This window comes from Altibacter lentus, assembly GCF_000746845.1.
GTDB lineage: Bacteria > Bacteroidota > Bacteroidia > Flavobacteriales > Flavobacteriaceae > Altibacter > Altibacter lentus.
The window spans coordinates 1882727-1898559 of record NZ_KN050846.1 but is presented as its reverse complement, the minus strand read 5'-3'; the positions used below and the strand labels follow the sequence as shown (position 1 = coordinate 1898559).

12 protein-coding genes are annotated in these 15833 nt (G+C 44.6%); 6 read left to right on the top strand and 6 right to left on the bottom strand.

What is annotated here, in order from left to right:
* Positions 1–46 precede the first annotated feature (46 nt).
* Both JS40_RS08765 and pyk read left to right on the top strand, forming a co-directional pair.
* Entirely contained in the window at positions 47–535 is a 489-nt protein-coding gene (locus JS40_RS08765; protein WP_034259983.1) for an IPExxxVDY family protein, read from the top strand.
* Positions 535–1965 carry a pyruvate kinase gene (gene pyk / locus JS40_RS08760; protein ID WP_034259980.1) on the top strand — a complete coding sequence of 477 codons (1431 nt, stop codon included), beginning with the start codon at positions 535–537 and terminating at the stop codon, positions 1963–1965. Before JS40_RS08765 ends, pyk begins: the two co-directional genes overlap by 1 nt.
* Before the next feature lies 1 nt (position 1966).
* On the opposite strand, the gene JS40_RS08755 is transcribed toward pyk, so the two are convergent.
* The gene (locus JS40_RS08755; protein ID WP_034259977.1) at positions 1967–2734 is read right to left on the bottom strand and encodes an SH3 domain-containing protein; all 768 of its coding nucleotides are present in this window, start codon (positions 2732–2734) and stop codon (positions 1967–1969) included.
* A 49-nt stretch (positions 2735–2783) separates the two neighbouring features.
* Positions 2784–3890 (bottom strand): DNA polymerase IV, encoded by a 1107-nt coding sequence (gene dinB, locus JS40_RS08750; protein ID WP_034259975.1) that lies wholly within the window; start codon positions 3888–3890, stop codon positions 2784–2786.
* A gap of 51 nt (positions 3891–3941) precedes the next feature.
* Here dinB and JS40_RS08745 point away from each other — a divergent pair, with 51 nt between their 5' ends.
* Genes JS40_RS08745 through JS40_RS08735 form a run of 3 tightly spaced genes read left to right on the top strand, consistent with a single transcriptional unit; the run spans position 3942 to position 5579 of the window.
* Positions 3942–4592, top strand: coding sequence for an NAD(P)H-binding protein (locus tag JS40_RS08745; RefSeq protein WP_034259973.1), 651 nt, complete (start codon positions 3942–3944; stop codon positions 4590–4592).
* Complete coding sequence (locus tag JS40_RS08740; RefSeq protein ID WP_034259970.1) at positions 4585–5055, top strand: CYTH domain-containing protein; 471 nt, start codon at positions 4585–4587, stop codon at positions 5053–5055. The genes JS40_RS08745 and JS40_RS08740 overlap by 8 nt, the downstream gene beginning before the upstream one ends.
* Positions 5055–5579, top strand: a complete 525-nt coding sequence (locus tag JS40_RS08735) for a YciI family protein (RefSeq protein ID WP_084677469.1) — start codon at positions 5055–5057, stop codon at positions 5577–5579. The genes JS40_RS08740 and JS40_RS08735 overlap by 1 nt, the downstream gene beginning before the upstream one ends.
* Here JS40_RS08735 and pbpC read toward each other — a convergent pair.
* The 4 genes from pbpC to JS40_RS08715 form a co-directional block, all read right to left on the bottom strand.
* Positions 5576–7945, bottom strand: coding sequence for a penicillin-binding protein 1C (pbpC, locus tag JS40_RS08730; protein WP_152558160.1), 2370 nt, complete (start codon positions 7943–7945; stop codon positions 5576–5578). The genes JS40_RS08735 and pbpC overlap by 4 nt on opposite strands.
* Before the next feature lie 12 nt (positions 7946–7957).
* The gene (locus JS40_RS08725; RefSeq protein ID WP_034259968.1) at positions 7958–13510 is read right to left on the bottom strand and encodes an alpha-2-macroglobulin family protein; all 5553 of its coding nucleotides are present in this window, start codon (positions 13508–13510) and stop codon (positions 7958–7960) included.
* A 219-nt stretch (positions 13511–13729) separates the two neighbouring features.
* Positions 13730–14047, bottom strand: a complete 318-nt coding sequence (locus tag JS40_RS08720; protein ID WP_034259965.1) for an antibiotic biosynthesis monooxygenase family protein — start codon at positions 14045–14047, stop codon at positions 13730–13732.
* Positions 14048–15124: an isoaspartyl peptidase/L-asparaginase family protein gene (locus JS40_RS08715; protein ID WP_034259963.1), complete on the bottom strand. Its 1077-nt coding sequence runs from the start codon at positions 15122–15124 to the stop codon at positions 14048–14050.
* A 200-nt stretch (positions 15125–15324) separates the two neighbouring features.
* On the opposite strand from JS40_RS08715, the gene JS40_RS08710 reads away from it, so the two are divergent.
* Positions 15325–15828 carry a CAP domain-containing protein gene (locus tag JS40_RS08710; RefSeq protein WP_034259960.1) on the top strand — a complete coding sequence of 168 codons (504 nt, stop codon included), beginning with the start codon at positions 15325–15327 and terminating at the stop codon, positions 15826–15828.
* Positions 15829–15833: the final 5 nt, after the last annotated feature.

Below are 15833 nucleotides of genomic sequence, written 5' to 3'. Positions count from 1 at the left end.
TTTTTGAATACGCTGCAGATACCGTACTTTTATAGCTCGCACAGCTATGGTACATCACAAACTGGTTCTCGAAGATGATTTTAAGGAAACCTATTCCTTATTGGCCATTCACTGCAGTGAAGAAGCCTATAAGGTGGCCTATTTGATCAATCAATTTGTGGGTCTCAAATTACAAAGGAACAACCGCGATCTCGAATTTTCGAATAACGGACTTGAAGTATCCTTCCCGCGATTTATTTATGACAATGAAGAGCAGTATACTACCTACGATCTGGTCGCCAATAAATGTCGTTCGGTGGTAGCTAATGTGCACAGCTCGGGAGGGTTGTTTACCGAAAATGCTTCGGAAACAGTGACAACCCGTTTAATCCCTGAATTTAAAAAGGTAGATTATTTTCTGAAGATCATTTCCGATTTCGAATTAATTCCGCTTCGGAAACTCATTTCAGATATCAATGAAATAAAACAAGTGATTTCAGCCTATCCCGTAGATGTGGACTCGGTGAAATCCAAACGAAACTTAATATTCGACTAATGCCTACAGAGAAGAAAACAAAAATTGTCGCAACCCTTGGCCCGGCATCAAGCAGTAAAGAAGTGTTAAAGAACATGATCTTGGCCGGAACGAACGTGTTCCGTGTGAACTTTTCCCACGCCGATTATGACAATGTTAAGAACACGATCAAGACCATTCGTGAGCTGGGGAAGGAGCTGAAGATCTCACCGGCCATTCTAGCCGATCTTCAAGGTCCCAAACTTCGAATTGGCACCATGAAGGAGGAGGTTGTGGTAGAACCGGGAGACGAGCTCTTCTTTTGTACAGGAAAGGAATTTGAAGGAACACGCTCCAAGGTCTATATGAACTATGACGATTTCCCTAAAGATGTCAATCCGGGAGAGCGTGTCTTACTGGATGACGGGAAGCTTATCTTCGAGATCCTAGAAACAAATAAAAAAGATGAGGTGAAAGTGGTGGTGATACAAGGAGGCCCGCTGCAATCGAAAAAGGGAGTTAATCTGCCCAATACTAAACTGTCCCTGCCGGCGCTTACTGCAAAGGATAAAAAGGACGCCATTTTCGCGATCTCCCAACAGGTAGATTGGTTGGCGTTGTCTTTTGTGCGAAGTGCAGACGACCTTAAAGAACTACAAGCGCTTATCGAAGCACACAGTGAGTATAAAATACCCATTATCGCTAAGATCGAGAAACCGGAAGCTGTGGAGAACATAGATAAGATCGTCGCTTATTGCGATGGTATCATGGTGGCTCGTGGTGACTTGGGCGTGGAAGTCCCTGCCGAAGAAGTGCCGCTTATCCAAAAAGAACTGGTACTTACCGCAAAAAGGGCTCGTATCCCCGTGATCATCGCTACCCAAATGATGGAGACCATGATCACCTCCTTGACACCTACCCGCGCCGAAGTGAACGATGTTGCCAACTCGGTAATGGATGGGGCCGATGCCGTGATGCTTAGCGGCGAAACCTCCATTGGACGTTATCCGGTGGAAGTGATCAAGACCATGTCCAACATTTTGAAGAACGTGGAGAACTCGCCTTTAATACGGGTACCCCAAGAACCACCCCACGTAAGGACCAACAGGTACATCACAAAATCTATTTGTTATCATGCTGCTCTTATGGCCAATGAGATACAGGCACGAGCCATTTGTACTTTGACCAACAGCGGGTATACAGCCTTTCAGATATCGGCTTGGCGACCCGCGGCGCATATTCTGGTCTATACGTCCAACCGACGTATCCTTTCCAGACTCAATCTCTTGTGGGGAGTAAAGGCCTTTTACTACGACAAGTTTGTAAGCACCGACGAAACTGTAGACGACGTAAACAGGATCGCCTTTGAAAGCGGTTTCGTTTCCAAAGGCGATTATTTGATCAATCTTGCAGCCATGCCCATTGTTGAAAAAGGAATGGTCAATACACTGCGGGTGTCGCAGGTGAAGTAGCTTAATCCGCTACATCTGTTCGCTCTAACTTCATTGCATCTCCTTCTTGGGAAATGGTTACCGTATACCCAAACCCTTCGGTGCGATAGCTATAGATAATTTTTTCCAGCTGGTCATTTTCTCTGTTCACGAGAAGTTGACTGGTCCATACCCCACTTTTGGGTTTGGTCTCTTTGACGACCTCTTCGTTGCTGCCTTTCGGCTCCGGAAACGCGAACTCAGTTGGGATCTCGAACAACTGTTTAGCAATATAGAACGCCTCGTGCCACTGTGTGGTAGGAAGGAGCAAGCTGGCTGTATTTGAAGGATTGCTAGCCGTACCTCCGGTGGTTTCAGAAAAGGAAACCTTAGGAAATTGTTCTTTCAATGCTTCGGCGTAGGCTTTGGGCTTCATGTCCTCGTCGGGAGGAAAAAAACGGGACAAGTAGCCGTTAAAGGCATAACCGGAATGCTGATTGTATTCTACTTCATGCATACCGCCTTTAATACCTCCTACGGTCATGGTCGTTTCTTTTTCTTCGGAAATAATTTTCACCTTGGTCCCGTAAGGCATGACAGCAAGTTTCTCACTGTTTAGATTATTGTGCTGTCTAAGGGTAAGTCCGCTGGAAGCGGTAACATAAAGGTATTCGGGACTTGTCTCTTCTGAAGCTTCAGCGACAGCAAGATCTTCCGGAAGGGCTTCTGTTTCAGATTTTGTTTCGTTCTTGCAGGCGAAGAAGGCGAAGGTAAGGACCAACGCAACGATGGGAAATGCTACTTTTTTCATAATTCTGTGGGTTTCGTTACTATTAAATATTAAGTAGTCCTTGTCTCATCTAGAATGCTAATTTTAATTGTACATCAATGGTCTTTTCAACAGGAACCTTCGAAGATTTTTTCTCCTCGTTGTTGAGGTTCGACAAGGATATACCCAACAAACGTACCGATTCTTTCATTTTTTCTTGGAATAACAAATCTTTAACAGTCTCCATGATAAGGGATTGACTCGAAATATAAAGCGGGAGCGTTTTACTTCGTGTTTGGAGTGTAAAATCACTGTACTTTATTTTTAATGTTATCGTCTTTCCTGCCACTTTACTCTTGCGCAACCGCCGTTCCACTTCTGCTGCGATCTCTTCCAGGCGCTCCAGCATAAAGACTTCCGAAGAGATATTCTCATGAAAGGTACGCTCTGCCGCCAACGATTTTCGAGTGTGTTCGGGCTTTACTTTGCTTTTATGGATGCCCCTTGAAACATTGTAATAGTAGTTCCCGCTCTTCCCGAAATGTTCTTCCAAGTATTCCACCGACTTACTTTTAAGGTCCTTTCCCGTGAAAATGCCCAAGCGATACATCTTCTCTTTCGTTACTTTTCCCACCCCGTAGAATTTTTTGACATCCAATTGTTCCAGGAAAGGAACAACCTCTTCCGGAGGGATCGTTTTTTGTCCGTTGGGCTTGTTGATATCACTGGCGACCTTGGCGATAAATTTATTGATCGATATCCCGGCCGAGGCATTCAACCCTGTTTTCTGCTTGATCTTCTCCCTAATTTCCTGCGCAATGAGCGTAGCACTGGGATTTCCTCTCTTGTTTTCTGTTACGTCCAGATACGCTTCATCGAGCGATAGCGGTTCTACTAGATCTGTATATTCCAAGAAGATACTGCGAATGATCTTTGAGACTTCGTGATACCGTTCAAAATTAGATCTTACAAAAATAAGTTCGGGACATAATTTTTGCGCCAACACACTGCTCATGGCACTACGAACACCGTATTTTCTTGCTTCGTAACTGGCTGCGCTCACAACGCCACGTTTCGAACTGCCGCCAACAGCAATAGGTTTTCCTCGCAGCTCAGGCCGATCCAGTTGTTCTACACTGGCGTAGAACGCATCCATATCTACATGAATAATTTTTCGTATGGGAAGCACCATCTCCATCCCATAAAATTATAATATCTTAGTGAGATACAATTCTCAAACGATCAGTTAATGTCAAAAACTGCTATTCTCTTAGGGGCTACCGGATTAACGGGAGGTATCTTATTGGATTTCCTTCTGAAAGACGACACCTTTAATCAAGTGAAGCTCTTTTCAAGAAGCCCCGTTGTGCACAAGGACCCTAAAATTGAAGAGCACCTTGTCGATATGTTCAACCTCGAGGAGCATAGCGATTCTTTTACTGGAGATGTGGTTTTTTGCTGTATAGGGACTACCCAGGCCAACACACCCGATAAAGAGACCTACAGAAAGATCGATCACGGAATTCCGGTCACCGCTGCGAAGCTGGCAAAAGAGAATGGTATCGATACCTTTGTAGTGATCTCCGCTATGGGTGCCGATGTGAAAAGCAGTGTTTTTTATAACAGAACAAAAGGCGAAATGGAACGAGATGTATTGTCTAAAGGAATTCCCAACACCTACGTGCTTCAGCCATCCCTAATTGGTGGGGATCGTGATGAAAAACGTACGGGAGAACGAATGGCTCAATTTTTTATGGGAACCTTTGGATTCTTAATTCCGAAGAAATACAAAATAATACAGCCCGAAACTATTGCAAAGGCCATGCAGCGCCTTTCCAAGAGTGAAGCTGCCGAAACACGCATCACCTCCGAAAGAATCAAGGAAATTGCCAATGGTTGAGATCGAACGTAAATTTTTGGTCACTTCGGAAGCTTATAAGAAAGAAGCCTTTCGCAAAGAGCGAATTGTCCAGGGATTTTTGAACACACACCCCGATCGAACGGTTCGGGTGCGCATCAAAGGACCACTTGCCTTTCTTACTGTTAAAGGCAGATCGAATGCAGCGGGTACCATAAGATCCGAATGGGAAACCGAGATTTCCCTGCCAGACGCACAACATTTGCTCACGCTGTGCGAGCCCTCTATTATTGAAAAGATCCGTTTCGAGGTGAAGGTTGGAGCCCATATCTTTGAAGTGGACGAATTCCTGGGAGCGAACGAAGGATTGTCCATTGCCGAGATCGAGTTAGAAAGTGAAGACGAAACGTTTGCAAGACCTGATTGGTTAGGGGCAGAAGTAAGCGGTAAAATTCAATACTACAATTCACAACTAAGTTTGAAACCTTTTAAATTCTGGAAATAGTGAGACGATTCTTTATTCTTATACCAAGCACTGTGATACTTTTATTTACAGCCTGTAAACAAGAGTTTGATCCTTCAAAAAAGGCGAACACACTCCATAAAGTTTCAGCAGATACTGTCGCAACCGAAAACCAAAGATCGGTTGCAGCAGTCAAAAAGGAATTAACGACCCGGGGGTATCAGGTGTTCGATTATATAGATGCGAAAACGGGAGATACAACCTTAATGCAACAGTATTTTATCGCTTTCCTAAAACGGGGGCCCAACCGTTCACAGAACAAAGCAGAATCCGACAGCCTACAGGCCTTGCATCTTGCACATTTGGGGCGTATGTACGAAGAAGGCTATGCCGATATTTCCGGCCCTTTTGGGGATGACGGAGAGGTGCGGGGCATCACGATTTACAATGTACCAACCTTGAAGATGGCCGATAGTCTTGCCAATATGGATCCAATGGTAAGAGCAGGGAGACTTGTTATCGAGGTGCGTCCTTGGTGGGCGGCCAAAGGTTTTCCGCTGCGTTAGAGCGGGGCGCTATGAATTTCAATTTGCTGTCTAACGGTGTTTCCGTCTTGATCGGTTGCTGTGAGCATGTAGGTGCCGGGCGTGGGTGCTACGGCCAATTCGTGAAAGGTAGTGGTAGCCCCTATATACGAATTGTCAAGATACCAGTATACCACAGAATCGGGGATACGATGTGCCAACTTAAAGATCACTTCGTTCACTTTTTCATCAAATCCTTTAGGAAGGAGAACCGCTTCATTTTTCTTCGGAAAAATAAAATCCATGGTTTTTTCTCCTTCTTGTATACAGTTTTCGGTGAAAGAGGGCAGAGGCCGGTATTCGGGATGCAACGGGGCGTAGTAATACTCCATAAGCGGTGGCAGCACGAACCAGTTCTTCTGAACCATGTCTTCTAGCGCATAACACGATGTATTAACCTGTAAATTTTCCGAAGCATTTAAAAAAACCTGTTGATGGTAACTACAACTTTGGGTACGCAATCCCGCCTGTGGGATCCATTCTTTTTGAACCACGTCACAGTAGAACCCTGCTAGATGCCCGCTTTTTTCACACACCGAAACTTCGATGAGCGCATCGTAGGGCACCGTAAAATCATTGCTAGAGGGAAGGACATTCAATACATCAAACAGAACAGGTGCTGCCGCTTGAATTCCCGTGAGTCCCGGGCGCCCTTCCCCGTCGGCATTTCCCACCCAAATCCCGATTGCGTATCGGGACGTCACCCCCACGGCCCAGGCATCCTTAAAACCAAAGCTCGTTCCGGTTTTCCATGCGATTGGCTGTGAGTTACTAAAGAAATTCCAATTGATCTCACCTTCCGGACGATTGACCCCCTGGAGTGTTTTAAGAGTATGGTAAATGGCGCCTGCGTCAAAAACGTGAGGTTTCGCCTGTTTTTTTCCGAAGGGAATCATACCCCCCTTTATATAGATAGGTTTAGAGAATTCTCCGGCTCGGTATTCACTGGAGCTTTGGTTGAAATACAAAAGGGTGGAAGCCATGCCGGCATACGCATTGGTGATCTCCCACAAGGAGCTTTCGGCCCCTCCTAAAATGAGAGACAAGCCATAAAAATTGGCAGGACGATCGATACCATTGAATTGAATTTTCTTGAGTTGTCTGTGAAAACGTTCCAATCCAAACTCCCGAAGCATTCTCACTGCCGGGACGTTCAACGATCGGGATAAAGCTTCAGAAGCAGGTATGGCACCGTGAAATTTCTTGTCGAAATTTTCGGGATTATACCCATTAACGGTGGTGGGAATATCTGCGACCATTGTATTTGGTAGCATTTCGCCGGCATCTAGCAAAGCAGCATACAAAAAAGGCTTTAATACACTCCCCGTGCTTCGGTTTTTATCAATAATGTCCACATAATTATGATGCTCCAAAGATGTGGGAGCATTCCCTACATACGCTAATACCTCCTTTGTATTCACATCCAGAATGAGGATGGCCAGATTGTGAATTTGATTTTGTGATAGCGTATAATGATGTTCTTGTGCAATTCGATTCGCTTTGCGCTGAAGGGAATATGAAAGCGTGGTTGTAACAAGTTCTCCGGGATTCTCTTTCCGAAGTCGTTCTGTAAGATGAGGTGCGATTTCCGGAAGGAGGAAAGGTTTTCCGGGAAGGGATTCTTCCAATGCTAACTCGTAGGTGGTTTGATCTATGATCTCTTTCTGAAATAATTTCAGTAATAGACGATCCCTTTTCTTGCGCAACAAGACTTCATTCTTTCCCGGGAAGATAAGTGACGGGGCATTGGGTAGAACGGCTAAGGCCGAAGCTTGTCCCCAACTTAGCGAATGAGAAGGGATGCCAAAATAGCGCCACGAGGCTGTTTCCAACCCTACCACATTTCCGCCGAAAGGTGCATGTGAAGCATAGAGATTCAATATTTCTATCTTGGAATAACCGGCCTCCAAGCGGGTGGATTGAACGATCTCGATGAATTTTTCGGTGTAACTTCTTTGTGTGTTCTTTCGCGACAGTCTAATAACCTGCTGGGTGATCGTACTGCCTCCCCTACGGTTGTTGGTAGTGAGATTTTGCCAAAACGCTTTCGCCATAGCAACAGGATTGAAACCGGGATGCTGATAGAAATATTCATCTTCAAAGAGAAGGATGGCTTGCTCAAAGCGATAGGGAACTGAGTCCATTTTTGGGAATCGCCACTGGCCGTCCTTTGCGATCCGTGCGCCCAGCATCACCCCTTCTGAACTTTCTATTACAGTGGCCGTTGGATCATGGAACAAGGGTTTGGGTAAACAAAAGAGCCAGACCAGGAATACACAAAGGAACAAGAGGATCTTGAGCTTGTGTTTTTTAATAAAATAGCCTGTATGTAAGCGCTTGCTTTTCACAAAATCAATGCTTTATTGTGAGACCGTTACCCACATGCCCTTGTTTCGTGCATAATACGTATTATCGTACATGGCTTCCACCTGAGTTCCCGGCAAATAATAGGTGCCCAGATACGATGCATTGAGCTTCACCGTAAAGGTCTTAGATTTCTTTGCATCGAGATCAAAATAGAAATCTACACGATCATCCCTTATATCGACATAGCGGGCAGTGCCCTGGGCCCCACCTCCCAACCGGGTAAAACTGGTATTTACGATTTCCCACCCACTGGGAAAGATCTTTGTAAGGGCGACATGTTGTATGGGATCATTGGAAGTGTTGGTAACAACTACTTTTGCAGTGATCTCCGTAGCTTGTCTTAGATCTGATATATCAAGCGGTTTGCCTTCTCCGTCCAAATAACCGGACTGTATGCTCAAATTTCGTTTTTCGGCCAACTCTTCTCCAAGAGGAAGTTTCCCTTTTTGAATAAGGGTTACATAAACCACATTGCCTTTTTGGTTGGTCACCTTAACCAAATTGTTTTCCATAGCAATTCCAAGCGTTCTTTGTGCAACTGCTTTATCGGTTTTTATGGTGACCGATTTTCCGTTTTGAGTGTATGTTAGCTCTAGTGCTTTTCCTCCATTCTCTTCTACCATTTTCGCCATGGCCAATAATCCGTATGCTGTTTCCTGCGTACTGTACCATTGCTGTGACGATAACGACCTGGCTAAAGATACGGCCAGATCACGTTGGGCAGGATCCTTTAAAAGGACCATGGTTTCCAAAGCCATGGCACTATTTCTAAACGGAGATCCATACGTATAAGCATCGTTGCGATCGGGTTTAAAATTGATATTTGCTGTACCGGCGATCTGTTTTGCCACTTGTGCTTTTCCGGCGAGGGCATACGCAGCTGCCAGACGCCATTTCGCATCATTGCTGAGTCGATTGGATTCTCTTAGCCGGTTCATGGCGGCCAGTTCGGGTTTTCCGGCCAAGGCTAGGGTATATAGGCGGTACGCTTGTGTTAAGCTGGAATTGTAGCGTGTTTCGCTGTTGCGCCATTGCCGGGCTTCGTTTTGCTGAAAGCGCAGCCAATTACTCATAAAACTTATAGGCAGTGCATACCCTTTTTGCTTTGCTTCCAGCATAAAATGACCCACGTAGTTTGTGCTCCAGGCATCACTTTCCCTTTCTCCGGGCCAATAACTCAATCCGCCGCTGGTATTTTGATAGGCACCTAATTTTCTGATCGCAGCCTCCACATTTTTTTGGATCTCCTGTTTTTTATCGAAGGTGATATCAAATACATCCCCAAGGAACAACTGTGGAAATGCAGCTGAAGTCGTTTGTTCAACGCACCCATGCGGATAGCGGATAAGGTACTCCATCCGTTTCGCGAAATCCATGGGAGGAAGTGTAGAAAATTCCAGCAACGCTTCGTTGCTCCCGGCCACCCCAAACGTGTCGTACACAATATCTTTTGATCCGTTTTCTGAAAGCGTATAGGACACTGCTTTTTGAGAGATGGGATTGGGATTTTCAATATCTATCTCCACCTTATAGCTTGCGGTCTCTCCATTTCCGGAAGCAGTGACCTCAATCACCTGAACCGTATTGGTGGGAAGTACTTCAAATTCAAAAGCCACGATCTGCTCACCCGGTTCTTGAAAGGAAATACGTTGCTGTGTGCCGTTTATAGGGCGCAGTCCGTCACCAACTTTAACGCTAACGGAAGCATTCTTCACTTTGGGTTCCATCGCAAACACCGTGACCGGCAGGGTGACTTTTTCTCCCGGCGATAGTTTCCGTGGAAGCGAGGCAAGTACCATTAGTGGTTTTCTAACAGGAGTTGTGACATCGGTTTTTCCATAGGCACTGGTTTTGTTGTTCCCGGCAATAATCATAGTGCGTACAGAACCCACATAGTTGGGCATAGTAAGCTCATGTTTGGCCTTTTGCCCTGCTTTAAGCTCGAACGGACCCAAGTAGGTAACCACCGGCTTGAAACGATCTGCCTTTCTGTTCTTGGCGCCCGCAGCAGCATCTCCTCCGCCAATTGCATATATAGAATTCACACTACCGGAATACGCTCCAATCACATAGTCGTAGCAATCGAACGTTTTTACGCCCAAGGCTTCACGAGTATAAAAAGCTTCATGGATCTTTGGTGTTTCGAAACGAGTAAGATCTAAAAGACCTTCATCGACCATGGCCAATGTGTAGGTCATGGCCTTGTTTTTTTCTTCGGAAACGGTCACTGTAAATTTTTCTTTGGGTTTGAGAACCTTTGGAACCACCAATCTTGGGTTCAGTATGGTCGACGGGTCTTCAACCAACAAAGGTATAACGCCATACAACCGTATAGGAAGATCATTCTTTGTCTGTTCGTGCGGCTGAAGCAGCGATATATTCACATATACATTTGGAGCCATCTCCTTTGTGATTTTCACCGCCGCTTTGGTCTCTCCTTTTTTGGTTTTGATCCATTGCGTGGAAAGGACTTCGGTGCCATTCTCTATGCTCAAGAGCGCACGTCCTTCACTACCTGAAGGAAACGATATAATAGCTTCATCTCCCACGACGTACTTTTCTTTATTTGCTGAAAAAACCAACATCTTGGCACTTTCGGCATCTCCGTCCATGGGAGCATTCCACCAATTCTTATAAAAATAAGCAATCCTGCCTGTGGCATGTCCCGATGCTTTATCGATCACCCGAATAAGGTAGCGGCCACCATCATCCTCAGGAATATTGAGCGTGAACTTTCCTTTGCCGTCATTTCCGGTGGTCACCATCATCTCTTTAACAGGGCGGTGCACTGTGGCTGTTTCATATCGGGAAAGATTGTCATCGCCGCGGTTCCACCACCATCGCCATTCGATGCGAAACACCTTCACTTCCAGTTCTCGATTAGCGGCGGGATTTCCCTGAGCATCTACCGACATAAGGTCAAAGACCGTATTGGCACCTGTGTCGTATGAGCCGTAGCGCTGAGTTTCAGGAGAACGCAGTCCCACAAAATGGCTATAAGGGGCAAGATCCTTAGAGAAAACATCGATGGAAAAATCGCCCCCGCCTTCAAATATTTTGGTGAGAAAGGTAGCTTGCAACATGCCGGGAGCCTTATCGCTGAGTTCTATTTTTTTTGAAAAATCGACAATCCCTTCCGAAGAAAGCTTGCTATCGAGTACAGGAATCTCGACTTCATTAAATTCCCGCACCGGATCGTTAAAGGTGTACTTGGTAAACGATTTAAAAGCACTTTGAGTGCTTCTTAAGGTAGCGGTCATCTCGATCTTCAAGTTTCTGGCAGGAGCACCATGAAGCCAGGACCCTGTGGCTTTTCCGGTTATGGGTTCATTGGCCTCCAAAATGGCGTCGTCAAAATCCAGCTTGATCTTAAGCCTGTTGGGTTTAATGGTCGCCACTTTTAGTGTTCTGTTAAATGTAGCACCGCCAACGGTAATGAGGGCATTCCAATTACCCGATGGAGCAGCAGTTTCGGTCTTAATGGGGAAATAATAGAATCCGTTCACGGGATTTCCTGCAATATCACGATGCACTAATTTTCCGCGGGCATCGGTAACTTCCAGTGTAACAGGATGTTCTTTTGGTAACGGATTATCTTCGTCATTCAATACAAAGGTTAAATGAATACTGTCGCCGGGACGATAAACGCCTCTTTCTGTGTAAATAAAGCCTTTAAGTCCGCGTTGCAATTGCTGCCCCGAGACGTCAAAATTACTTAAAGAAAGAGCATTGCCATCTTCCAATTTGGCATAAGCGTAGTGATCGTCCTTTTGGGCCACTGCAAAGGCAACCGTTTTATTACTGTCATATAATGTAAGCCCGTCGCTTTCGGTGGTGATGGTTTCAATAAGTTGTTGTTGAAAATTGTATAATTTTATTTTCACGCCACCTTCCGGAGCCGTAGTAAGTAAATTGGTAGCTGCAAAATGATAGGACCTGTTATTGCCTTTTTTAACGATAAGTCCAAGATCACTGCCCAGTACATTTGCACTTACAATGCGGTCTTCATTATAATAGGCTTCGTGACAGGGATTATCGCGCTGTTGCCAGTTATAGGTAAAATTGCGCCAACGGTATATTTCATTATCCCAGTAACGTTCCTCGCGTTCATCTTCATCACCGGAAAAATTATCGGCATAGTCCTCTTCGTAATAATATTCCTCCTCTTCTATTTCATTATTCTGCGATTCGCTATTGGCACAATCATACAAACTGTACTCCTTAGAAAAACTTAGCTCTATGCGATACAAGGCACCCGGGTCTGCAGCGAAAAAATCGGATAGATTAATAGCATACGCCTTCCACAATCCATTAGTGCCAATACTGTTTTCCTCAAGGTCGATGGTCTTTTTAGCGACCCTTCTTCCCACACGGCGGATGTCGTAATAGTTGGGATTATTGAGATTAGATGCCTGCAAGAACTGAAGCATGTTGTTCTCAAAAATCTTCACGACCCTTACATCAACAGCTGTTAGATTCACTGCTTCAAAATAAATGGGGGTAGCGGCAGCGTTTGGTAAGATGCTTCCGCTGGACAAAAGGCGCACGGCAGGTTTTAACTGTTCGAACGAAACTAATTCAGAAAACTCTTTTTTCAGTGTAAGTCCTTCGGTATTTTTTATGCCTTCAAAAACCGTTACCCTCACTTCTCCTATTACCCTGTTAGTAGGATAGACGTGTAATAGATTTCCATCTACCTCAAAGCGCAGTTCACTGGCATTCTCTATAGTTATTAAACCCGCAAAATCCTGCTCTTCTTTTATAGGATCTGAAAAATTAATAGACAGAGAAGCTTGAGGAGCGACCGTACTCTTTAGATCCACCACTTTAAAATTGTTTCTTCCGGGAATAGGGAAGGTGGTGCTTCCTTTAGCGTCGCTGTCAATGGGGTCGCCGTCCCAGCGTATCTTTATGGCGCTGTCCTCTGCGGTTCGTTGAATGCTGTCTATAATAAAATTGAAGAATGTGGCCTGCCCCTCTACAGCAGACCATTTTATAGAAAGCTTCTTTTTCCCCTGGATGGCCGTCACCAGCTCCTTTGCTTTAGCCGGCGAGATAACATCGGAGGTTTGCAAGGTCCCTTCTAAATACTGCCATTGTTTGCTGTACGATTGAAGTGCCGAAACATCGACCTTAAAATTAGGAGTAATCGTTTTAAAGCTAAAGACATATTCCCGAAACTCTTTCTCTATATCCTCATAGAGTTTGTGGAGTTTGACTGAGACAGTATATTCGGTGTCGGGCTTGAGATATTCTGAAGGTTGAAAAACAAGGGTTCGACCATTCTCTATTGTAAGCACTCCTTCGGTCTTGGGAGTGATCTTTAGATAGTCTGAAGGGATCTCCTGTGTGACCTCATATTGCTGAAGCGGTTGTGCCAGCTCGATGCGTATGGGAGTTGTAATGGACTGATTTCCGTAGGTATTATAAGCAATATAGTCTTTGAACTTAAACAGATTATCAGTTTCTGAAGTATCATTTTTATCGCCGCAGGCGTAAAGTAAAAGTAGGGCGAAGATGAAAAATAGACGATGCAAAGCATTCATACACGATGGTTTAAAAGAGAAACTTAAAGTTACAAAAAGGGATGTTCAATAAGTATTCGATCGTCATGTTTTATCATGAGATGCTTTCACCCCAAAGTCTTATGACTTCGAATTTCTAAATTGAACGGTAAAGGAAGGTGGAGGTCTTTGAACGTTAGTAGCGCCGGATATCGTATAAGGAATACCGCAATTTGTGAATAGTTTAACAGCGAAGTACCATCAAATAGAGTTCGTATCGCGTTGAAATGCGTATTCCCGTTCCACTTTACAAACACGCACGGTGTATGAATCGTACCAATGGGATTTCCCCAATTTTTGAGCTTCAGTATGTGCCAGATTAGATTTCCAATCTCTTATTGCATTCAGGTCTTTCCAATAGCTAATAGTTATTCCTATCTCACTTCGCGCATGGTCCATCCCTAAATAACCTGGCTGGCGGGCAGCAAGTGTTTCCATGGCTTCCGCCATCTCGGTATAGCCGGCTGTATCGGTTGAATGCCGACTGGTAAAAATTACTGCGTAATACGGAGGGGTCATTTATTCGTCTTTATAAATACCAATTATAAGTTCTCCTGCGGCATTCATATGAGCGCGGTACATTCCGGCGGTATTAAATTCCATAGCTACATTCCCGTGTTTATCTATGGAGACAATGCCGCCGTCGCCGCCTAAAGCGGGTACCTTTTTCTGAATGACCTCGGCAGCGGCTTCCTGCAAGCTTAATCCCTTGTATTCCATTAGCGCTGAAATATCATGGGCTACCATGGCGCGTATAAAGAATTCTCCCCAACCTGTAGAAGAAACTGCACACGTAGCGTTGTTTGCGTAGGTTCCTGCGCCAATGATAGGAGCATCTCCAATGCGATTCCATCGTTTATTGGTCATACCCCCTGTGGAGGTGCCTGCTGCTAAGTTACCGTTCTTATCCAGAGCGACGCAACCCACTGTTCCAAATTTTGAATCTTTTATAAAGGGATCTGTGAACGCCGTCTTGCCGTCGTGGTCCAGTTCGGTCTTCTCTTTATCTTTTATACGTTGCAGCGACTGGAAACGGTTCTCTGTATAAAAATAAGTAGGGTCCACGAGTTCGAAACCCCGTTCCTGGGCAAAGGTTTCTGCCCCTTTTCCGCTAAGCATTACATGTGGTGAATCGTTCATTACCGCCAAGGCCAGATCGATAGGATTTTTTACCCGTGTCACTCCGGCAACGGCTCCTGCGTTCAATGTGGCGCCATCCATTACCGATGCGTCCAACTCATTTATGCCTTCGTGTGTAAACACGGCGCCTTTTCCGGCATTGAAAAGAGGCGAATCTTCCATGATATTAATGGTTTTGGTCACGGCCTCCATTGCAGTGCCTCCTTGCCTCAAAATTTCATGTCCAACACGAATAGCCTCTTCGAGTTTCATTTTATACGCCATTTCTAGAGAATCACTCATATTTTCCTTAAGAATGGTACCCGCGCCTCCATGAATAACGATCCCAAAGTTTTGGGAAGGATTCTCTGACTTATCTGTTAAATTGTCAGAAATTTCTGAGCTATTTGATTGATTTTTACAGCTAAAAAGCAACAAAAAACCGATTAAAAGTGTTAAAGTTTTGAAATTCTTCATATTATGAATTTAGGTAACTAAGATAGCGCAAAATCCTTTGTTTTCCGAAGCTGAAGCGAATAATTGTTGTAGGAAATTTTAATCATTTCTACATAAAATATCGACAAAAAGCACAATAAGTTCGACTAAATGCATTTTGTGTAAGAAAATTTTCTATATTTGAAGCAGCATCATGCCCCAAATTTGATGCCCCCCGTATTATGAACCTACTTAAAACCGGCCTATTGGCTATGGCATTTGTATGCTTTGCTACCTCTTGTCAGAAAGATGAGGGCGTTGCACCCGAAGAGATCAATTATTCTATCGATCTTAATCTCGCTCAGGAAACAGACTGGGTGATGGCAGAGGAAATCTTGGATCTTATTAATGCACACCGAAGATCGATTGGTCTTTCAGACATTCAAAAAGACCAACAATACGCTTCGGCCTATGCGGTCGATCATACGCAATACATGATCGACATCGAACAGATCAATCACGATAATTTTGGAATCCGTTCTCAGGCGCTAAAGCAAAGAGGCGCTCAAGTGGTGGGTGAAAATGTCGCTTATGGTTATGAAACAGCGGCCAGTGTGGTAAGTGCCTGGCTTAATAGTGAGAGCCATCGTAACATCATTGAAGGCAATTATACACACTCCGGTTTTGGTGTCATGCAATCAGATAAAGGACGTTACTACTTTACACAACTTTTCTATAGAAAGTAAAAGAA